This is a genomic window from Spirillospora sp. NPDC052242 (assembly GCF_040679555.1).
GTDB lineage: Bacteria > Actinomycetota > Actinomycetes > Streptosporangiales > Streptosporangiaceae > Spirillospora.
The window spans coordinates 21,350-42,396 of sequence record NZ_JBFAUZ010000070.1; the positions used below are offsets into that span (position 1 = coordinate 21,350).

A 21,047-nucleotide genomic window follows, 5' to 3' on the forward strand; every position below is an offset into this window, starting at 1 on the left:
CCTCCGACGACCATGGGAACGGGATGTCGACGCTCAACCGGCTGGTGCTCTGGAACATCGACCACACGCTGGTCGACGTCGGGCGGGTCACCCGCGAGGCCTACGCCGAGGCGTTCCAGGCGACCGTCGGGCGGCCGCTCCTGCGGCTCGCGCCGACCCCGGGGCGCACCGAGTCCGAGATCGTGTTCGAGACGCTCGCGTTCAACGACGTCGTGACCACCGACGACCATCTGCCGCCGTTCATCGCCGCGCTGACCCGGGCGTTCGCCGCGCGGCGGGCGGAACTGCGGGAGCACGGCCGGGTGCTCGCGGGCGCGCGGGAGGCCGTGGACGCCCTGGCGCGGGTGCCCGGCGTCGTGCAGTCGGTCCTCACCGGGTCGGTCCGGGCGAACGCGGTGCTGAAGGTGACCGAGCTGGGGCTCGCCGGGCACCTCGATCTGGACGCCGGCGGGTACGAGGACGGCGTCTACAGCAAGGCGGCGCTGCTGGAGCTCGCCCGGTCCCGCGCGGGTGAGCGGCACGGTGCCGCCTTCCCCGAGCGGGCCACGGTCTACATCGCGGACTCGCCGCGCGACGTGCAGGCGGCGCACATCGCCGGCTCGCCGATCGTCGCGGTCGCGTCCGGGAGCGCCACGGAGGCGGAGCTGCGTTCGGCGGGCGCGGACGTCGTCCTCCCCACGCTCGCCGACACCGATGCCGTGCTGCGGGCCGTCGCCGACCTGACCGGTCACTGACATGTCACTTCCTTCCGTCGGCTCCAGTCTTCGCGGTCCCGGGACGGCGCGGCACTAGAAACCGCCCCTGTGGATAACCTCGGCCATGGGCCGGCCGACCATGATCGGCACGGGAAGTGTGTGGGCCGCAGGCATTGCGCGTGACCTGCGGAGGGAGCGGCCGGACGGGCGCGGGCGGCGAGGTTGCGCCGGGTGCGGCCCGCGACGAGTATGGGGAGCGCCGCGTGGCCGGGACGCGGCGGGAAGGTGGAGAGATGTCGGGTGAGCACACCGTCGCCGAGGGCGCACCGCTCTGGGAACCGTCCGAGCAGGTCGTCGCGAACGCGCGGGTGACGCACTTCGTCCACTGGCTGTGGGACCGGGGCGTCCTCACCGAGACCTACGACGACCTGTGGCGCTGGTCCGTCACCGAGGTCGACGCCTTCTGGGACGCGATCTGGACGTACTTCGACGTCGTCGGCGAGCGCGGCGACGGGCCCGTCCGCACCGGCGGCCCCATGCCGGTGGACGGCCTGCGCTGGTTCCCCGGCGCGACGCTCAACTACGCGGCGAACGCGCTGCGGCGCGCCGAGCAGACCCCCGACGACACCGCGGTGGTCTTCCGGTCGGAGGCGGGCGGGCACCGCGTGCTGTCCTACCGGGAGCTGGCGCTGCACGTCGCCGAGGTCCGCGCCGGGCTCGCCGCCCTCGGCGTCGGCAAGGGCGACCGGGTCGCCGCCTACATGCCGAACATCCCCGAGGCGCTGGTGTGCTTCCTCGCCGCCGCGTCCCTCGGCGCGATCTGGTCGTCCTGCTCGCCGGACTTCGGATCGTCGTCCGTCATCGACCGGTTCGCGCAGATCGAGCCGAAGGTCTTCATCGCCGTCGACGGCTACGCCTACAACGGCAGGACGTTCGACCGCCGCGACACCGTCCGCGAGATCGAGGCCGCGCTGCCGACGCTCGCCGCGACCGTGCTCGTCCCGTACCTCGACCCGGCCGCGACCCCCGACGGCCTGCGCGTCGGCATGAACTACGCCGACCTGCCCCGCCCCGACCACGACGCCCTCGAGTTCGAGCCCGTCCCCTTCGACCACCCCCTGTGGGTCGTCTACTCCTCCGGGACGACCGGGCTGCCCAAGCCGATCGTGCACGGCCACGGCGGCGTCGTCCTCGAACACCTCAAGGCCCTGTCGTTCCACCAGGACCTCGGCCCCGGCGACGTCTTCTTCTGGTACACCACCACCGGCTGGATGATGTGGAACTACCTGGTCGGCGGGCTGCTGGTCGGTTCCACCGTCGTCATGTACGACGGCGCGCCCCTCGACCTGTGGGGGCTCGCCGCCGACAGCGGCGTGACCTACATGGGCGTCGGCGCCCCCTACATCACCGCCTCCGCCAAGGAGGGCCGCCGCCCCGGTGAGGAACTCGACCTGTCGGCGCTGCGCGGCATCGGCTCCACGGGGTCGCCGCTGCCGCCCGAGGGGTTCGCCTGGGTGTACGACGCCGTGGGCCGCGACCTGCTGCTCGGCTCGTTCTCCGGCGGCACCGACCTGTGCACCGGCTTCGTCGGACCGTCCCCGCTGCTGCCGCTGCGCGCGGGCGTCATCCAGTGCCGCGGCCTCGGCGCCAAGGTCGAGGCGTACGGCGACAAGGGCGAGCCCGTGATCGACGAGGTCGGCGAGCTCGTCATCACCGAGCCGATGCCGTCGATGCCGGTCTTCTTCTGGAACGACGAGGACGGCGCCCGCTACCGCGACTCGTACTTCGACATGTACCCGGGCGTGTGGCGGCACGGCGACTGGCTCAAGATCCTCCCGGACGGCGGCTGCGTCATCTACGGCCGGTCCGACTCGACCCTCAACCGCGGCGGCGTCCGCATGGGGACGTCCGACTTCTACCGCGTCGTCGAGGCGTTCGACGAGATCACCGACAGCCTCGTCATCGACACCGGCCGCCTCGGCCAGGAGGGCCGCCTGCTGCTCTACGTGCAGCTCGCCCCGGACGCGTCCCTGGACGACGACCTGCTGAACCGCCTGAAGCGCGAACTGCGCTCGTCCCTGTCGCCGCGGCACGTCCCCGACGAGGTCCACGCCGTCCCCGGCATCCCCCGCACCCTGTCGGGCAAGAAGCTCGAGGTCCCGGTCCGCAAGATCCTGCAGGGCACCCCCGTCGACCAGGCCGCCAACCGCGACTCGATGGCCAACCCGGAGGTCCTGACCCACTTCACCCGCTGACCGGCGTCACCCGCCCCGGGAGGTCAGCGGGTGCGGAGCGCGGCGTAGGACCGGACGTCGCGGCGGCGGTAGAGGCGGCGAACGCGGCCGCCCGCGAGGGGTTCGACGCGGGCGGGCTCCGGCCAGCCGGCGGGCGGGCGCTTCGCGTAGACGGTGACGCTCGTCGGGGCGAGCCCGAGGATGCGGGCGGCCTCGGCGAGGGTGACGAGATCGTCCGGGTCCTCGGCGGGCGGCCGTTCCGCGAGCGCCGCGTACCAGGCCGTCCATTCGGCCTCGTCCCAGTAGAGGGCCTTGCCGGCGCGGTGGGCGGGTTCCGGGTGGCCGTTGGCGGCGCGGTCGGCCCAGAGCTGCTTGAGGCGGTGCCGGCTGAGGCCGTGCCGGGCGGCGAGGTCGTCGCGGGAGGCCAGGCCGGACGGGACGGCCGGGGCCTCGCGCGCCGCGTACCAGCGGTCCCACGCGTCGGCGTCCCAGGCGAGCTGCGCGCCGACCTTCCCGACGGGTTCCGGATGCCCGTTGGACGCGCGTTCCCGGTACCACTTCTCCAGGGTGCTGCGGCCGAGCCCGTGGGCTTCCATGATCTCGTTCCGGGTGCGGACCCGGCGGCCGTGCAGGAAGGACATGGGACCAGTCTCGCCGATGCGGATCGGACGGCGAATGATCTCGCGGTCCGTCGGTGTTCGGCACTAAGGTAAGAGCCTGCTCATACGTGTCCGATCGGAAGCACTGGGTCAGAACGCACCGTATGGCCTCATGGCCGGGTGAACCCCCCGCCCGACTCGGACGTCACACTGACACGCACAGCGCCGGCCCGCGACGATCGGCCGGTGGTCCGCTCGACCCGGGCGATCAGGAGAGGGACGGTTCCACGCATGGAGATTGGGGCGCTGCGATCCGGGGATCCGGAGCGGCTTGGTTCCTACGCCCTGATCGGCCGGGTGGGCGAAGGCGGGCAGGGGACGGTCTACCTCGGCGAGGACGAGGACGGACGGCAGGTCGCGATCAAGCTCCTGCACGCCGAGCTGGAGGAGGACGACAAGGCCCGCGCCCGGTTCCTGCGGGAGCTCGACGTCGCCAAGCAGGTCGCGCCGTTCTGCACCGCGCAGGTGATCGACGCGGACGCGACGGGCGAACGCCCGTACATCGTCAGCGAGTACGTGCCGGGCCCGTCGCTGAACCAGCACGTCACCAAGGACGGTCCGCTGGTGGGCGCGGCCCTCGACCGGCTGGCGGTCGGCACCGCGACGGCGCTCGCCGCGATCCACCAGGCGGAGATCATCCACCGCGACTTCAAGCCGCACAACGTGCTGCTCGGCCCGGACGGCCCGCGCGTGATCGACTTCGGCGTCGCGCGGGCGATGGCGGGCAGCACCACGCTGACCAGCCGGGTGATCGGAACCCCGTCGTACATGTCGCCCGAGCAGATCGGCGGCGACGAGGTCGGCACCCCCTCGGACGTCTTCTGCTGGGCGGCCACGCTGGTGTTCGCCGCGACGGGGGAGCCCCCGTTCGGGCAGGACACCATCCCCGCGGTGATCAACCGGATCCTGCACGAGGAGCCCGACCTCGGCGACCTGGACGGCGCCCTGCGCGACCTCGTCGCCGACTGCCTGCGCAAGGAGCCGGAGCTGCGGCCCACGGCCCGGCAGGTGCTGATGCGGCTGCTCGGGCACGACGAGGCCGCCGTGCCCGTCCCGGTCGTCGCCGTCCCGGACGACGCGGGCGACCCCGAGGCGACCGCGATGCTCGCGGCCGGGTCCGTCCGCGCCGCCGAGGCCGTCGACGAGACGCCGGCGGCCGCGGCCGCCGCGGACGACCCCCTCCGGACGAGCGACCCCGTCCGGACGGGCGACCTCGAACGCACGCAGGCCGTCTCCGCCGCGGCTCTCCCCGGCGGCGGACGTCCCACGCTGCGGCAGCTCGTCGAGAGCTCGGGCCGCTCGGCCGCGCTGGCCGGCGTGGCCGCGGTGTTCGTCGCGATCGTGGTCGTGTCCTCGGTGATGATCTTCAATTCGGGCGGGAGCGGGAAGGCCGGCGAGCACGTCGGCGACCCGACCGTCCCGCCGATGTCGGACAGCGGCTCCCCGTCGCTGACGGTCCCGACGAGCACGGCGGTGGACGACCCGGTCTCCGACACCCCGTCGTACACGCCCGACCCGTCGTACGACGCGTCCTACCCGGGGTCCCCGAGCATGTCGGGCTCCCCGAGCCCCAGCGGCAGCGCGTCCCCCGACCCGACGACGTCCGACACCCCCACCGGGTCGCCCACCACCAGCGGGCCCCCGCCGAGCGGCGACCCCGGCGGCGAGCCGGGCGGTCCCGGCACCGAGGGGCCCGAGGTCCCGCCGACGGGCGGCACCGGCGGCGACGACGGCACGGGCTCCGACACCCCCGCCTAGGGTGCCGGAGCCGTCGAGCACGGACCTCGGCCGTCACCCCGGCCACGCGCGGACCCCTATCACCGCAATCGCGTGCGAAGCCAGATTCGGGCTTGCGAGAATCTGAGCGCGCAGCGAGCCCTGGGCGAGCCGGAGCGATGCCGCGATCGCACGCATCGCCACTGGAGGAAGGCCGCCCGGCGGCCTGACGACCGGAGCGACGCCATGGACACGTGGGAAAAGCCACGTCCGCGTTACGGGTTGGCAGGTCAACTTTGGGGTGTTTTCCTGGCTACGCTGGCGCGTGAGGAGCGCCACAACGGGGTGGCGGAGTCTCTAAGGGGAGTTGTTGATGGGCGGCAAGCTCGACCAGGCGAAGGACGATCTCCTACGGAGGGCCGCTGAGACGTGCGTCCAGCGGCCGGGGGCTCGCGGGGGCGACGTCGAGGAGGCCGTCGCGTACCTCCGGCTCTACTACCGGCATGTCGCGCCGGAGGATCTCCTCGAGCGGGATCCGGCCGACATCTGCGGGCCCGCGATGGCGCACCGGCTGCTCGGCGAGGAGCGGCCGCAGGGACGCCCGAAGGTGCGGGTGTTCACGCCGACGGTCGAGGAGTACGGCTGGGACCCGGGGCACACGGTCGTGCAGGTGGTCACCGACGACATGCCGTTCCTCGTCGACTCGGTGACGATGGAGCTGAACCGGCACCAGCTCGCGGTGCACCTGGTCGTGCATCCGCTGCTCGGCGTCGACCGGGACGTCGCGGGCCACCTGAACGGGTTCCGCGCGAAGCTCGACGACTCCACCGACATCGACGAGTCGTGGATGCACATCGAGATCGACCGGACGAGCGACCGCGCGATGCTGGAAACGCTCGAGAAGGACCTCCTGCGCGTTCTGCAGGACGTGCGGGTCGCGTTCGAGGACGGGCCCAAGATGCGGGCGCGCGCGGGCGAGATCGCCGACGCGGTCCGCGGGGACGGGCCCGCGCTGCCGGAGAAGGAGCTCGCCGAGGGCGTCGAGCTGCTGGACTGGCTGGCCGACGGGCACTTCACGTTCCTCGGCTACCGCGACTACACGCTGGTGGAGGACGGGACGGCGCTGCGGCCGGAGCCCGGGACCGGGCTCGGCATCCTCCGCGACGACACGCGCGAGTCCCGCAGCTTCGCCGCGCTGCCGCCGGAGGTGCGGGAGAAGGCGACGGAGAAGCGGCTGCTGGTGCTGACGAAGGCGAACTCGCGTTCGACCGTCCACCGGCCGCTGTACCTCGACTACATCGGGGTGAAGAAGTTCGACGCGTCCGGCGAGGTGGTGGGGGAGCGCCGGTTCCTCGGCCTGTTCACGCACGTCGCGTACAGCGAGTCGATCGCGCACGTCCCGGTCCTGAAGCGCAAGCTCGACGAGGTGTTGGACCGGTCCGGGTTCCCGCGCGACAGCTACGACGGGCAGGACCTCATCGAGGTGCTCGAGGGCTACCCGCGCGACGAGCTGTTCCAGATCGACGCCGACGACCTGCTGGGCATCGCGCTCGGGGTGCTGCGGCTGCGGGAGCGCCGCCAGCTGCGGCTGTTCCTCCGCAAGGACATGTACGGCCGGTTCATGTCGTGCATGGTGTACCTGCCGCGCGACCGGTACACGACGAAGGTGCGGCTGCGCATCCAGGGGATCCTGAAGGACGCGTTCGAGGGCGTCAGCGTCGACTACAGCGCGAACGTCACCGAGTCGCTCCTGGCGCGCCTGCACGTGGTGGTGCGGGGCGAGCGCGGCCGTCCGCTGCCGGACGTGGACGTGGACGACCTGGAGGCGCGGCTCGCGGCGGCGACCCGGTCGTGGGCGGACGACCTGGCGGACGCGGTCGTCGAGCAGTTCGGCGAGGAGCGGTCGGGGACGCTGTCGCGGCGGTACGCCGACGCGTTCCCCGAGGGGTACAAGGCGGACTTCCCGGCCCGCACGGCGGTCGCCGACCTGCGGTTCCTGGAGGAGCTCGGACCGGACGCCGACACGTCCATCAACCTGTACGAGCCGTTCGGCGCGGGGCACGGCGAGCGGCGGCTGAAGATCTACCGGCTGGGCGAGCCGATCTCGCTGTCGCGGGTGCTGCCGCTGCTGCAGAACATGGGCGTGGAGGTCGTCGACGAGCGCCCCTACGAGATCAACACCGCGGACGGCCGGCGGTACTGGATCTACGACCTGGGGCTGCGGTACGCGCCGTCCGCCGACGTGCCCGATGAGTCGGTCAAGGAGCTGTTCCAGGACGCCTTCCGCGCGCTGTGGCGCGGCGAGATCGAGAACGACGGGTTCAACGCGCTCGTCCTGCACGTGGGGCTGAGCTTCCGGCAGGCGATGATCCTGCGCGCGTACGCGATGTACCAGCGGCAGGCGGGCACGACGTTCTCCAAGCGCTACGTCGAGCAGGTGCTGCTGCGGAACGCGCAGATCACGCGGCTGCTGGTGCGGCTGTGGGAGAGCCGGTTCGACCCGGCCCTGGCGGGCGGGGAGAGCGAGCGCAGCCTCGGCATCGGCGAGGAGCTGCAGGGCAAGCTCGACGAGGTCGCGAGCCTCGACGAGGACCGGATCCTGCGCGCGTACCTCGCGATGATCCAGGCGACGCTGCGCACGAACCACTACCAGCGCAAGCCGTACCTGTCGCTGAAGCTGGACCCGGCGCGCATCCCGGACCTGCCGGAGCCGCGCCCGATGTACGAGATCTTCGTGTACTCGCCGTCGGTCGAGGGCGTGCACCTGCGGTACGGCGCGGTGGCGCGCGGCGGGCTGCGCTGGTCGGACCGCCGCGAGGACTTCCGCACCGAGATCCTCGGCCTGGTGAAGGCGCAGGCCGTGAAGAACACGGTGATCGTCCCGGCGGGCGCGAAGGGCGGGTTCGTCGGCAAGCAGCTGCCCGACCCGGCCGTGGACCGGGAGGCGTGGCAGCGGGCGGGCGTCGCCTGCTACAAGGACTTCATCTCGGGCCTGCTCGACGTCACCGACAACCTGGTGGACGGCAAGGTGGTGCCGCCGCCGGACGTGGTGCGGCACGACGGGGACGACACCTACCTCGTCGTCGCGGCCGACAAGGGCACGGCGACGTTCTCCGACATCGCGAACGGGGTCGCCGCCGAGTACGGGTTCTGGCTCGGGGACGCGTTCGCGTCGGGCGGGTCCGTCGGCTACGACCACAAGGCGATGGGCATCACGGCGCGCGGCGCGTGGGAGTCGGTGAAGTACCACTTCCGGACGCTCGGCAAGGACACGCAGTCCGAGGACTTCACGGTCGTCGGGATCGGCGACATGTCCGGTGACGTGTTCGGCAACGGGATGCTGCTGTCGGAGCACATCCGGCTGGTCGCGGCGTTCGACCACCGGCACGTCTTCCTCGACCCCGACCCGGACCCGGCGGCGTCGTTCGCCGAGCGGCGGCGGCTGTTCGAGCTGCCGCGCAGCACGTGGGCCGACTACGACGCGTCGCTGATCTCCAAGGGCGGCGGCGTCTTCCCGCGCACGGCGAAGTCGATCAAGATCACCCCGCCGGTGCGGGCGGCGCTCGGCATCGCCGACGGCGTCACCGCGCTGACGCCGTACGAGCTGATCCGGGCGATCCTGCGGGCCCCGGTCGACCTGCTGTGGAACGGCGGGATCGGCACGTACGTCAAGGGCTCGCTGGAGACGAACGACGCGGTCGGCGACAAGGCGAACGACCCGGTGCGGGTCGACGGCGGGGAGCTGCGCTGCCGCGTCGTCGGCGAGGGCGGCAACCTGGGGCTGACGCAGCTCGCCCGGATCGAGTACGCGCGCAGCGGCGCGGACGGGCGGGGCGGCCTGGTCAACACCGACTTCATCGACAACTCCGCCGGCGTCGACACCTCCGACCACGAGGTCAACATCAAGATCCTGCTGGACCAGGCGGTCCGCGACGGGGAGCTGACCGGCAAGCAGCGCGACGCCCTGCTGTACGAGATGACCGACGAGGTCGGACGGCTCGTGCTGCGCGACAACTACGCGCAGAACGTGGTGCTCGCGGCGTCCCGGGCGCAGGCCCCGGCGATGCTGCACGTCCACGCCCGGCACATGCGGAAGCTGGAGCGGGACGGGCGGCTGAACCGGCACCTGGAGTTCCTGCCGGGCCACAAGGCGATCGCGGAGCGGCGGCAGTCCGGGCTGGGGCTGACCGGCCCCGAGTTCTCGGTGCTGCTGGCGTACGCGAAGCTGGCGCTGGACGCCGACGTCGTCGAGTCCGACCTGGCCGACGACCCGTACCTGGAGTCGTGGCTCGTCGACTACTTCCCGACGCCGCTGCGCGAACGCTTCCGCCCGCACATGGACCGGCACCCGCTGCGCCGCCAGATCATCACCACGGCGGTGGTGAACGACCTGGTCAACAGCTCCGGCTCCACGTTCGTCTTCCGGATGAACGAGGAGACGGGCGCGTCGTCGTCCGACATCGCCCGCGCCTACCTGGTGACCCGGGACGTGTTCGAGATGCCGAAGTTCTGGCGGTCGGTGGAGAGTCTGTCGCGGCAGGTCGACCAGTCCACGCAGATCGCGATGCTGCTGGAGGCGCGGAAGCTGACCGAGCGCGGCGCCCGCTGGCTGCTGCACAACCGGCGGCCCCCGTTCGACATCCGGGAGACGGTCGACTTTTTCGCCGGCGGCGCCGCGACGCTCAGCGCGCAGCTGCCCAAGCTGCTCACCGGGGCGGACCTCGCGGCGTTCGAGCAGCGCCGCGACGGGTTCGCCGAGCGGGGCGTCCCCGGCGAGCTGGCGGAGCAGTGCGCGATGCTCGTCGCCGCCTACAGCACGTTCGACCTGGTGGGGGTGGCGCACGAGACGGGACGTCCGGTGGAGGAGGTCGCGGAGGTGTACTTCGACCTCGCCGAGCGGCTGCAGCTGTCCCGGCTGCGGGAGCGGATCATCGCGCTGCCCCGCGACGACCGGTGGCGCTCGATGGCGCGGTCCGCGCTGCGCGACGACCTGTACACGGCGCACTCGGCCCTCACCCGGGACGTCCTGGTGACGAGCGAGCCCGGCGCGGGGCCGGAGGAGCGGCTGGCGCACTGGGCGGAGAAGAACAAGACGGCGGTGGACCGCGCCCAGCAGATGCTCGGCGAGATCTGGGAGAGCGACGGTTTCGACCTCGCGACGCTGTCGGTGGCGCTGCGGTCGGTCCGCACGCTCGTCACCAGCAGTTCCCTGCCGCCCGCCGAGGCGTGAGCGGGTGACCGTGACGCGCCGTCCCGTCCCGTGTAGCGGGGGACGGGGCGGCGCGCGCGGCACAATCGAAGGACCCGCCGGGTGCCGGACCGCTCCCGCTGCAGCGGTCGGGAAGAGCGGGACGGCCCGGCACCCGACGGAGATCGGTGGCCGCGCGCGGTTCGGCGCCGTGCGCGGCGTACTGACGGCCCCCGCGGTCCGGGGGCCCGTGGCTTCAGGCGCCCTTGGCGGCGACGGCCTTGCGGTAGATGCCGGCGACCATGGCGCGGCCGTCCGGCGGTACGACGGCCAGGTACTGCGTGAGCACCGTCGTCTTCAGGCGTGTCCTGACCGACGTGGCCGGGGCGAGCCCTACGAGATCACCGCTTACTGCCAGGCTGCCCCGTTTTGCGGCGGAGTATGCCTCCTGCTGCTTCATCGCGTACCAGACGAGCGCGCCGCCGTCCTTCGTGCGCAGCGCGTGCACCCGGTAGGGCGCCGGGGCGAACGTCGACGACAGCTTGACGCCCTGCCCGGCGAGCGACTTCGTGACCTGCTGCAGCGCCTGGTACGCCCGGCCGGTGGTGGGCCCGTCCGCGAACGCCGCGGCGCCGGACGCGTCCGGCCCGCTCGTCATCAGCGCCGCGTGCGCCTGCGGGAGCCCCGCGGGCGTGACGGGCAGCCCGTCCGCCTCCGGCGCGACCGGTTCGGCGAACCCCCGGTCGTCCAGCTTGATGCGGCCCAGCGCGCCGTCGCCGGGGGCCGGGTCGGCGGCCAGCAGCCACGGCCCGCCCGGCTTCTCCTGCGTGAACAGCATCGCGTGCGCGCGCGAGCCCTGGCCCCCGCCGCCCCCGGCGCCCACCGCGAACCAGCGCGGGTGGCCCTGGAGCCGCGGGATGAAGAAGGTGGTCTTCGCGAAGGCGAGCTTCGGCGGCCGCTGGCGGAGCGCCCCGTACTTCCGGAACATGGCCGCGTCCATGGACAGCTGCGGGTCGGTCTCGACCGCGGCCAGCGCCCGGCGGCTCAGCCGCTGCCCGGCCCGGTCGGCGGCGGCGGTGTAGGACTTCAGCACCTGCTCGGCCTGCGCCCGGCTCAGCGCGGGCGGCGCGTCCGACCCGGACGACGCCCCGGACGGGCTCTCGCTGCAGCCCGCGGCGGCGGCGCCGAGCAGGCAGGGCACCGCCAGCGCGGCCACGACCGGGCGCGGGCGTGAGCGCCCGTGCGGACGTGCGGGTGTGCGTGCGGGCATGCGGTCCCCCGGGTGGAATCGACGAGCTGAGTCCACCCGGAATCATCGCAGAGTGACCACCTGATCACTCTGCGAACGCGAGAAAAAAGATCAGGCGTCGGCTTCCTGCTGCCGCATCCAGCGGATCTCCGCCTCGATGAACTCGTCGATGTCGCCGTCCAGGACGGACGACGGGTTGCCCGCCTCGACGCCCGTGCGGAGGTCCTTGACGATCTGGTACGGGTGCAGGACGTAGTTGCGGATCTGCGTGCCCCAGCTGCTGGTGCCCTCGCCGCGCAGGGCGGACATCTTCTCCGCCTCCTCCTGCCGCTTGCGCTCCAGCAGCTTCGCCTGCAGGACGTTCATCGCCGTCGCCCGGTTCTGCAGCTGGCTCCGCTCGTTCTGGCAGGACACCACGATGCCCGTCGGGAGGTGCGTGATCCGGACCGCGGAGTCGGTCGTGTTGACGCCCTGCCCGCCGGGACCGGACGACCGGTACACGTCGATCCGCAGGTCGCCCTCGTCGATGTCGACGTGGTCGCTCTGCTCGACCACCGGGACGACGTCGAGCCCGGCGAACGACGTCTGCCGGCGGCCCTGGTTGTCGAACGGGGAGATGCGGACGAGCCGGTGCGTGCCGTGCTCGCCGCGCAGCGTCCCGTACGCGTAGGGCGCCTTGACCGTGAACGTCGTCGACTTGATCCCGGCCTCTTCGGCGTAGGACGTCTCGTAGACCTCGGTCGGGTAGCCGTGCCGCTCGGCCCACCGCAGGTACATGCGCTGGAGCTGCTCGGCCCAGTCGGCCGCGTCGACGCCGCCGGCCTGCGCGTTGATCGTGACGAGCGCCTCGCGGGCGTCGTACTCGCCCGACATGAGCGTCCGGACCTCGAGCTGCTGGACGGCCTTGCGCAGCTCCTCCAGCTCCCCGTCGGCCTCCGCGCGCGTGTCGGCGTCGTCCATCTCGGCGGCCATCTCGTACAGGGTCGCGGCGTCGTCGAGACGCTGCCGCAGGCCCTCCACCCTGCCCAGCTCGCTCTCCAGGTACGACAGGCGGCGGGTCACCGACTGGGCGCGCTCCTGGTCGTTCCACAGGTCGGGGTCGGCGGACTGCTCGCGCAGCTCGGCGATGTCGCGCCGCATGCCGTCGAGGTCCAGCACCTGCTCGATGCCGGACAGGGTCGCGCCGAGCTCCTTGAGTCGCTCTTCCGGTTCCATGCCTGCCACGCTTCCGAGCTTATCGCCGTCCCGGCAGTGCCGGGGGCGCCCGCCCCATACCCTGGGTGGCAGAATCGGCGAACGGGAGGCCCTGCCGGACGGCCTGAGCGTCAGGGCGAACGTCGGGTCCGGGGGACGGAGTTTTGCACACGATCGCGCGCGCGCTGGCGGCCGTCATGCTGCTGGTGCCGATGGCGGCCGCGGGCTGCGCTCAGCAGAGCACGCCGGAGGTGCGGCCGACCGCCGCCATGCCCACGCCCTCGCCGCCCGAACCGGTCGACCTCACCCCGCAGGTCGCGAAGGACGCCTTCCGTACCTATGTCATCAACGAGGACGTGGCGCGCGCCGCGGGCGACGAGCGGCTCGCGCTGACCTGGACGTCCGACGGGCAGTCCCAGCTCACCGCCGCCGAGTTCCGCAAGGCCGCCTACGACGGCGATCCCGTGCGCCGCTTCGACTACGGCAGGCCCGAGCTGTACGTCCCGAAGCTGCGGTCGGGCGGCTACCCGCAGTGGTTCGTGGCGTCCGTGGACCGCTCGGTCGTGGGCGAGTCCGACAGCGGGCGCCGGGTGCTGATGTCGTTCATCCTGCGCGGCGCCGACCGCCGCTGGTCGCTGACCAACGTCGTCGTCCTCGACCGGGACGCCGACGTCCCCGCGGTCGCGGTCGACGACGACGGCTACGCGGAGGCGCTGCGCAGTGACGACACGTCCGTCCTCATCCGGCCGCAGGAGATGGGCGGCATCCACGCGACGATGGCCGCCGAGGGCGACGGCAGCGTCGCCGCCAAGGTCATGGAGGCGGGCCCGCGCACGAGCGGCTACTACGAGCGGGCCGAGGAGGCGAAGGAGGACGCCGGGAAGGACGACCTGACGCTGACGGTCGTGCCGACGGCGACGTCCTTCCCCTACTTCGGGCTGCGCACCGAGGACGGCGGCGGGCTGATCATCTACTCGCTGTACCGCAACGCCTCGCTCATCTCCGAGGCCGCCGCCGACGACCCGGAGGCGCCCCGGCCCGAGATCCCGGCCGAGGCGGAGCACCTGCTCGACGGGACCGTCGAGGGGAACAGGGTCGACACGGCGTCGACGCTGCACTTCGCCGCCTACGACCCGCCGCGCGAGGACGGCGAGGAGGGCGAGGACGCCGGTTCCGGTGAGCCGTCGCCGAGCGGGAGCGCGAGCCCGAGTGCGAGCGCGAGCCCGAGTGCGAGCGCGAGCCCGAGCGGCGACCGTCCGTCCGGGGAAGGCGACGGCGGAGAGAAGAAGGACGGCGACGGCGGCTCGGGGACGGCCAAGGCGCGGGTCATCGGCGACAACGGGGCCGTCACCCGCGCGAACACCCCGCCGCTGAAGAAGAACTGACGCCGTTCACCCGATTCATCCGGATTTGTGGACGGCAGGGTTCCCGGTCACGGAGTTGGTGAGAAGGCTCTCAGAGCCCTCAGTACACGCGCTGTAGCACGAGCGCCACGAACAGCAGCGCGACCAGCACGGCCAGGACGAGCGCCGGGGGCAGCGACGGCCCGTGCCGGTGCATCTGGGAGCGGGCGATCCTGCAGGTCGGGCAGCGTCCCTCGACGACCGGGTTCGCGCAACGGGCGCAGATCAGATCTTCGCAGCTCATGGTGTGGCCCCCATCTCCGTGCTCGGCACGCGGGTCCGTGCGGATGCGTCGATCACCGACTTATTAGGCATCTTTCCCATCATCCAGCCTAGCCGGACTGTATGGTCGTTCCGGCAAGTCTGGAATCTTGAACGGTACGAACCACTCGGGGGCGACCCCCAGACCCCGCACAGTGCCCGCACGGTGCGGGCCCGGTCATTCCCACCGCGTCATCACCACCACGTCGAGTGGGACGAGGTAGTTGACTGTCCCCTCTACACTGCTCGCAGGCTCCACGGCCCGCCCGGGCCGCAGAGCCGGGCGGCGCAGGCCGAACGCGACGGAACGGATCCGCCGCCGCAGGTCGGGGCCGCTCCCCAACCCCTAGACTGAACCGCCGTGATGCAGCCGTGATCAATTTCGACAACGTCACCAAGGTCTATCGGAGCCAGAACCGGCCCGCCCTCCAGCACGTGAACGTCGCCATCGACAAGGGCGAGTTCCTGTTCCTGGTCGGCCCGTCGGGCTCCGGCAAGTCGACCTTCCTGCGACTCATCCTCAAGGAGGAGCGTCCTTCCCAGGGTCACGTGCACGTGGCGGGCAAGGACCTCAACAGACTGAGCAACTGGAAGGTGCCGCACCTGCGCCGCCGCATCGGCTGCGTCTTCCAGGACTTCCGGTTGCTCCCGAACAAGAACGTCTTCGAGAACGTCGCGTTCGCCCTCGAGGTGATCGGCAAGCCGCGGCGCTTCATCGGCAAGGTCGTGCCCGAGGTCATCGACCTGGTCGGTCTCGAGGGCAAGGCCCACCGGATGCCGCACGAGCTGTCCGGCGGCGAGCAGCAGCGCGTCGCCATCGCGCGCGCGTTCGTCAACCGGCCGATGATCCTGCTGGCGGACGAGCCGACGGGCAACATCGACCCGGCCACCTCCATCGGCATCATGAAGGTGCTGGACCGCATCAACCGGACCGGCACCACCGTCGTCATGGCCACCCACGACGCCGCGATCGTCGACGCCTTCCGCAAGCGCGTCGTCGAGCTCGAGGACGGGCGGGTCGTCCGCGACCAGTCGCGCGGCGTCTACGGCCAGGCCTACTGAGAACCCGGCCGGCCCACTGACGGCTTCCATCTGAACCACCCGTTCCCGCCACCGCGAAGACAGCCGGGACGACGACAGGCGACCAAGGACAGCGAGGCATGCGCGTACAGTTCGTTCTCCAGGAGATCTGGATCGGTCTCCGCCGGAACCTGACGATGACGATCTCCCTCATCATCACGGTCGCCATCGCCATGGCGCTCTTCGGCACCGGCCTGCTCATCCGCGCCGAGGTCTCCGCCTCCAAGAGCTACTGGCAGGACAAGATCGAGGTCTCGATCTTCCTGTGCGCGAAGACCAGCTCGAACCCGGCCTGCCAGGGGCAGGACGTCACCGAGGACCAGCGCAAGCAGCTCGAGCAGCAGCTCAAGGGCATGTCCGAGGTCTCGGATGTCACCTACGAGAGCCGGCAGGAGGCGTACCAGCGGTTCAAGGAGCGCTACGCGGGCTCGCCCGGCTTCGTGGAGAGCACCCGCGAGGGCGACATCCCCGACTCCTTCCGCGTCAAGCTCAAGAACGCCGAGGAGTACAAGGCCGTCGCCAACGCCGTGCAGAGCCGTCCCGGCGTGGACACGGTGATCAACGAGCAGGAGATCCTCGACCGGTTCTTCGGCATCCTGAACGCGCTGCAGTGGGGCGCCCTGGTGATCGCGTTGATCCAGGTCGTCGCCTCCGTGCTGCTGGTCGGCAACACCGTCCGGCTGTCGGCGTTCAACCGGCGCAGGGAGACCGGCATCATGCGGCTCGTCGGCGCCTCCAACACCTATATCCAGCTGCCCTTCATCCTGGAGGGCGCGATCGCCGGCCTGATCGGCGGCCTGTTCGCCTCGATCCTGCTCGTGATGAGCAAGTTCCTGCTGCTCGACCGGCTCGCCGACGACATCCAGCTCATCAGCACGCTCGGCTGGGGCACGGTCCTCTCGGTCATCGTGGTGTCGATCTGCTTCGGCGTCCTGCTGTGCGCGATCGCCTCCTTCCTGACCCTCCGGCGATACCTGCGGATCTGAGCGGAACGCCGGGCCCGCACCGGCCCCGACTCTAGACTTGCGGCATGTTCCCGTCCGGTCGCCTGCTCCGCGGTGCCGTCATGGCGTCCGCCGTCCTCGGCGCGTACGGTCTCGGCGCGGTCAGCGGACCGGGCCCCGACCGGCACGCCGCCGTCGCCGGCGGGTCCGTCCTGGACGAGGCCGCCGCCAAGATCGGCGGCAGTGCGGCGCACCCCGTCGGGCGCGCCGAACTCGACCGGCACGCGATCGAGGGCATGCTGCGCGGGCTCGGCGACGCGTGGGCCCGCTACTACCCGGCCCGCCGGTACGACGACGTCGAGGGACGCCTCAACGGGCACTACAGCGGGGTCGGGCTGTGGCTCGGCGCCGAGGACGGCGACGAGCGGGTCCGCGTCGCGAGCGTCCAGCCCGGGAGCGCCGCCGCGCGCGCCGGGGTCCGCGCGGGCGACGTCGTCACCGCCGTGGACGGCGCCGCGACCGCCGGCTGGGACCTCGCCCGCGTCGCCGCCGCGCTCCGCGGGCCCGAGGGCGACGCCGTCGACCTCACCGTGACCCGCGACTCCCGCGCCCGCACGTACCGGCTCGTCCGGACGTCCGTCGGCAAGGGCGACGTCACCGTGACCGACGGGCCCGGCGGCGTCCGGACGATCCGCGTCGGCGCGTTCACCCGCGGCACCGGCGACCGCGTCCGCGCCGCCGTCGAGCCCGCGCCGTCCGCCGGGTTCGTCCTCGACCTGCGCGGGAACCCGGGCGGGCTGCTGGAGGAGTCCGTCGGGGCGGCGTCGGCGTTCCTCGCGGGCGGCCCGGTCGTCACCTACGAGCGGCGCGGCGAACCGCCCCGCCGCTACACCGCCGACCGTCCCGGGGACGCCGAGTCGCCGCTGGTCGTGCTCGTCGACGCCGGGACGGCGAGCGCCGCGGAGATCGTCGCCGGGTCCCTGCGCGACCGCGACCGCGCGGTCCTCGTAGGATCACGTACATACGGCAAGGGGTCGGTGCAGGAGCCGATCGAGCTCTCCGACGGTTCGACGATCGAGCTGACCGTCGGTCGCTACCGCACCCCGAGCGGCCGTAACCTCGACGGTGTCGGGATCGAACCCGACGTGGCGGTCTCCGCCGACCGCCCTCCCGAAGCGGCCGAGCAGCGCGCCCGGACGGTGCTGCGCGGCCTGGACGCGACGCTGCCGGACAAGGACCGAGGCTGATCACGTGTCACGCGACACAGGGCGAAAGCTCATCGCCCAGAACAAGCGGGCCCGCTACGACTACCACATCGACGACACCTGGGAGGCGGGCATGGTGCTGATGGGCACCGAGGTCAAAGCCCTCCGCGCCGGCCGCGCCTCCCTCGTCGACGGCTTCGCCCACGTCAGGGACGGGGAGGTGTGGCTGGAAAACGTCCACATCCCCGAGTACACGCAGGGCACCTGGACGAACCACGCCCCGCGGCGGCGCCGGAAGCTGCTGCTGAACCGGCGCGAGATCCAGAAGATCATCGACAAGACGTCCGATCCCGGCTGGACCCTCGTCCCGCTGTCGCTCTACTTCAAGGACGGCAAGGCCAAGATCGAGATCGGCCTGGCCCGTGGTAAGAAGTCCTACGACAAGCGGCAGGCCATCGCCAAGCGGGAGGCCCAGCGGGAGATGCAGCGTGCACAGGCGGCCCGGTTCAGGAGACGGTGAAGGGTGTCGAAGACCAACCGAGACCGGACGCGCAGCGTCCGGCGCCGAGCGATCTCGCTGGCCGGGTGCGGCGCCCTCGTCGCGTCCCTGACCACCGGCTGCTTCGCCGAGCGGTCGGCGATGCCGGCCGTCCGTGACTTCCTGATCGCCTGGTCGGTCGGCAACTACGAGGCCGCCGCCGGCAACACCGTGGGCGCCGACGAGAAGCAGGTCGCGGACGCCCTCAGCAAGGTGAGCGCCCAGCTCGACGCGGCGTCCCTGCGGCTGTCGATCGGCGTCCTCGGCGCCGACCCCGACGCCGCGGCGATCGTCAAGGACGGCGAGACCGCGCAGGCGTCGTTCTCCGTCAAGATCGACCTCGGCGAGAACGGGCGGCCCTGGGAGTACAAGGGCCACATGGACCTCAAGCGCGTCGGCGGCCACTGGAAGGTCGTCTGGAGCCCGTCCATCATCAACCCGAAGCTCCAGCAGGGCCAGCGGCTCGCGGTGGTCAGCGAGGTGCCCGAGCGAGCGCTGATCACCGACACCAACGGCAACTCGATGCTGAGCCCCGCCCGGGCCTGGCAGGTCGGGGTCACCCCCGGCCGGCTGAAGGACCCGAAGAAGACCCTCGACGCCCTCGCGAAGGCGACCGAGATGGACGGCGGCCGCCGGCTCGACGCCGAACGCCTCCACGGCCGCGTCCTGTCCGCGCCGCCGCAGGAGTTCCTGCCGCTGATGACCCTGCAGGCCGCGACGCACGCCCGGCTGATCCAGCGGCTCCACGGCAACATCCCCGGCCTGGAGTTCCACGAGGTCGTCGCGCCGATCGCGCCGAAGGCCGCCCCCGAGCTGATCGGGACCCTCGGCCCCGCGACGTCCGACCGGCTGCAGGAGGTCGGCGCCCCGTACCAGCCCGGCGACACGATCGGCGTCAGCGGCGTCCAGTTGCTCATGCAGCGCCGCCTCGCCGGCACCCCCACCGTCAGCGTCGTCGCGCAGGACCCGAACGGGCAGCGCACCTCGACCCTGAAGAGCTGGCCCGGCGAGAAGCCGAACGAGGTTCAGACGACGCTCGACCCGGGCGTCCAGGTCGCCGCCGACCGGGCCCTGAACGGCCTGCCGTTCCCGGCGTCCCTCGTGGCCGTCCGGCCCGCCACCGGCGAGGTGCTCGCGGTCTCCAACCACGGCACCAAGGGCGAGAACCGCGCGTTCGAGGGCCACTACCCGCCCGGCATGACGTTCCAGATCGTCTCCGCCCAGGCGCTGTTCAGCCACGGCGGCCTCACCCCGGCCACCGAGACGTCCTGCCCCGGCACGACCACGGTCGGCGGCAAGAACTTCACCACGAAGGCGTACGCGGACAGCGAGTTCACCAACCACCTCGCGCTGTCCTGCAAGACCGCCCTCGCCCAGCAGAGCGGCAAGATCGACGGCAAGACCCTGCTGGCCGAGGCGGCCCGCTTCGGCATCGGCCAGGACTGGGGCCTGCAGGTCCCCGCGTTCACCGGCTCGGTGTCGTCCCCCGACAACGAGGGCGAGAAGGCCGCGACGATGGTCGGCGAGGGCGGCGTCGAGGTCAGCCCCCTCGCGATGGCCCTCGTCGCCGCGGCCGCCCAGGCCGGCACCTGGCGTCCCCCGTACGTCTTCAAGGGCAAGGACGTCCCCAACGTCGAGCAGCGGGCGCCCGCCCAGAACCTCCCGTCGGAGTCGATCGCGAACCTCAAGGAGGTCCTGGAGAACTCCGCCCGGAACGGCACCGCCAAGGCCGCCCACGTCGACCGCGAGGTCGCCGGAGTCACCTCCTTCAACACCTACAACGAGGGCGGCAGCTCCAAGAACGTCTCCTGGTTCGTCGGCTCCAACGGCGACCTCGCCGTCGCCATCGCCATCGAGGGCCAGGTGGACGCCGCCCAGGTCGCCGCGACCTTCTTCGGCTGACTTTAAAACCTGTTTACGTCCGGACCGCAACCAACGCCCGCCCCCCGAGCGTCTTCCCCTATGACTGAGAAACCGCTTGGGGGGTTGCGGACTCAGTCGCCGTGATGAGACCAGAGCCTCGTCTCGGGGGAGGCTCTGCCGTCCGGACCGGCCCGACCCTGCCGGTCGAACCCGGGCGGGCGCCACGCGCCCGCCCGGGTTTCACGCGTCCACCGGGAATCACGTTGCCCCGCCACGCGTTATCCTAGTAACGTCAACATGCGCGGCCCTCGGGCCGCTTTGACAACTCAACATGGGGGTGACCGGCTTCGACTTCGGTCGATCGAGCCAGGAGAAGCGGGTCGAGGGTTGCTGTCGTGACCTCGTAAATCCTGTGACAGCAAAACAATAACTGCCAACAAGAAGCAGTCCGAGTTCGCCCTCGCCGCCTGAGCGAGGAGCGAACTCTGTCAGCCCGGGTGAGTCTCCGCCCCGGGACCTGACATCATCAGGAGACTCCACCTTGCAGCCCGGTCGCGGGGCCGTAAGGGAAAACCAACAGCGACTGAGCCCGTCGGCGACTAGCCTGCGTGAGCGCCGGGGCCGAGAAACCGCCTAGCAGGCTGCACCCGGAGAAGCCCTGACTCATCATCGAAGGACGCGGGTTCGATTCCCGCCACCTCCACTCGCTCGGGGGGAAGTGTGCTCGTTGCCCGCCAGGGCAGCTCCTCGCCCTGACCGTCCGTCCGTCCCCTTGGAAGGTCACTCCCCGGATCCGCCCGGAGTACTCTCTCCGCAGG

General features: G+C 71.9%; 14 protein-coding genes and 1 other RNA gene. 11 read left to right on the top strand and 4 right to left on the bottom strand.

What is annotated here, in order from left to right:
• Positions 1–23: 23 nt before the first annotated feature.
• A complete protein-coding gene (locus AB0L25_RS37705) occupies positions 24–734 on the top strand; it encodes an HAD family hydrolase (protein WP_500178020.1) in 711 nt (236 codons plus the stop codon).
• Between the two features lie 254 nt (positions 735–988).
• Positions 989–2,950 carry an acetoacetate--CoA ligase gene (locus AB0L25_RS37710; protein WP_500178022.1) on the top strand — a complete coding sequence of 654 codons (1,962 nt, stop codon included), beginning with the start codon at positions 989–991 and terminating at the stop codon, positions 2,948–2,950.
• A gap of 23 nt (positions 2,951–2,973) precedes the next feature.
• On the opposite strand, the gene AB0L25_RS37715 is transcribed toward AB0L25_RS37710, so the two are convergent.
• Positions 2,974–3,570: a hypothetical protein gene (locus AB0L25_RS37715; RefSeq protein WP_500178024.1), complete on the bottom strand. Its 597-nt coding sequence runs from the start codon at positions 3,568–3,570 to the stop codon at positions 2,974–2,976.
• A gap of 249 nt (positions 3,571–3,819) precedes the next feature.
• On the opposite strand from AB0L25_RS37715, the gene AB0L25_RS37720 reads away from it, so the two are divergent.
• Both AB0L25_RS37720 and AB0L25_RS37725 read left to right on the top strand, forming a co-directional pair.
• Positions 3,820–5,346, top strand: a complete 1,527-nt coding sequence (locus tag AB0L25_RS37720) for a serine/threonine-protein kinase (RefSeq protein WP_500178026.1) — start codon at positions 3,820–3,822, stop codon at positions 5,344–5,346.
• A gap of 331 nt (positions 5,347–5,677) precedes the next feature.
• Positions 5,678–10,534, top strand: coding sequence for an NAD-glutamate dehydrogenase (locus AB0L25_RS37725; RefSeq protein WP_500178028.1), 4,857 nt, complete (start codon positions 5,678–5,680; stop codon positions 10,532–10,534).
• 214 nt (positions 10,535–10,748) lie between these two features.
• Here AB0L25_RS37725 and AB0L25_RS37730 read toward each other — a convergent pair whose 3' ends face one another.
• Together AB0L25_RS37730 and prfB are read right to left on the bottom strand one after the other, a co-directional pair.
• Positions 10,749–11,762: a DUF8094 domain-containing protein gene (locus AB0L25_RS37730; protein WP_500178030.1), complete on the bottom strand. Its 1,014-nt coding sequence runs from the start codon at positions 11,760–11,762 to the stop codon at positions 10,749–10,751.
• 90 nt (positions 11,763–11,852) lie between these two features.
• Complete coding sequence (gene prfB, locus AB0L25_RS37735) at positions 11,853–12,956, bottom strand: peptide chain release factor 2 (RefSeq protein ID WP_500178031.1); 1,104 nt, start codon at positions 12,954–12,956, stop codon at positions 11,853–11,855.
• Positions 12,957–13,099: 143 nt separating this feature from the next.
• Between prfB and AB0L25_RS37740 the strand changes: the two genes are divergently transcribed.
• Positions 13,100–14,320 carry a DUF8094 domain-containing protein gene (locus AB0L25_RS37740; RefSeq protein ID WP_500178033.1) on the top strand — a complete coding sequence of 407 codons (1,221 nt, stop codon included), beginning with the start codon at positions 13,100–13,102 and terminating at the stop codon, positions 14,318–14,320.
• 79 nt (positions 14,321–14,399) lie between these two features.
• Here the strand turns inward: AB0L25_RS37740 and AB0L25_RS37745 are convergent, their stop codons facing one another.
• Entirely contained in the window at positions 14,400–14,582 is a 183-nt protein-coding gene (locus tag AB0L25_RS37745; protein WP_500178035.1) for a hypothetical protein, read from the bottom strand.
• Positions 14,583–14,971: 389 nt separating this feature from the next.
• Between AB0L25_RS37745 and ftsE the strand changes: the two genes are divergently transcribed.
• From ftsE to ssrA, 6 genes are all read left to right on the top strand, one after another.
• Complete coding sequence (gene ftsE, locus AB0L25_RS37750) at positions 14,972–15,661, top strand: cell division ATP-binding protein FtsE (RefSeq protein WP_026403056.1); 690 nt, start codon at positions 14,972–14,974, stop codon at positions 15,659–15,661.
• Between the two features lie 98 nt (positions 15,662–15,759).
• A complete protein-coding gene (gene ftsX / locus AB0L25_RS37755) occupies positions 15,760–16,665 on the top strand; it encodes a permease-like cell division protein FtsX (RefSeq protein ID WP_500178037.1) in 906 nt (301 codons plus the stop codon).
• A gap of 44 nt (positions 16,666–16,709) precedes the next feature.
• Positions 16,710–17,870: a S41 family peptidase gene (locus AB0L25_RS37760; RefSeq protein WP_500178039.1), complete on the top strand. Its 1,161-nt coding sequence runs from the start codon at positions 16,710–16,712 to the stop codon at positions 17,868–17,870.
• 4 nt (positions 17,871–17,874) lie between these two features.
• Positions 17,875–18,348: an SsrA-binding protein SmpB gene (smpB, locus tag AB0L25_RS37765; RefSeq protein WP_500178041.1), complete on the top strand. Its 474-nt coding sequence runs from the start codon at positions 17,875–17,877 to the stop codon at positions 18,346–18,348.
• Positions 18,349–18,351: 3 nt separating this feature from the next.
• A complete protein-coding gene (locus AB0L25_RS37770; RefSeq protein ID WP_500178043.1) occupies positions 18,352–20,268 on the top strand; it encodes a penicillin-binding transpeptidase domain-containing protein in 1,917 nt (638 codons plus the stop codon).
• Between the two features lie 294 nt (positions 20,269–20,562).
• Positions 20,563–20,935, top strand: a transfer-messenger RNA (tmRNA) gene (gene ssrA, locus AB0L25_RS37775).
• Positions 20,936–21,047: the final 112 nt, after the last annotated feature.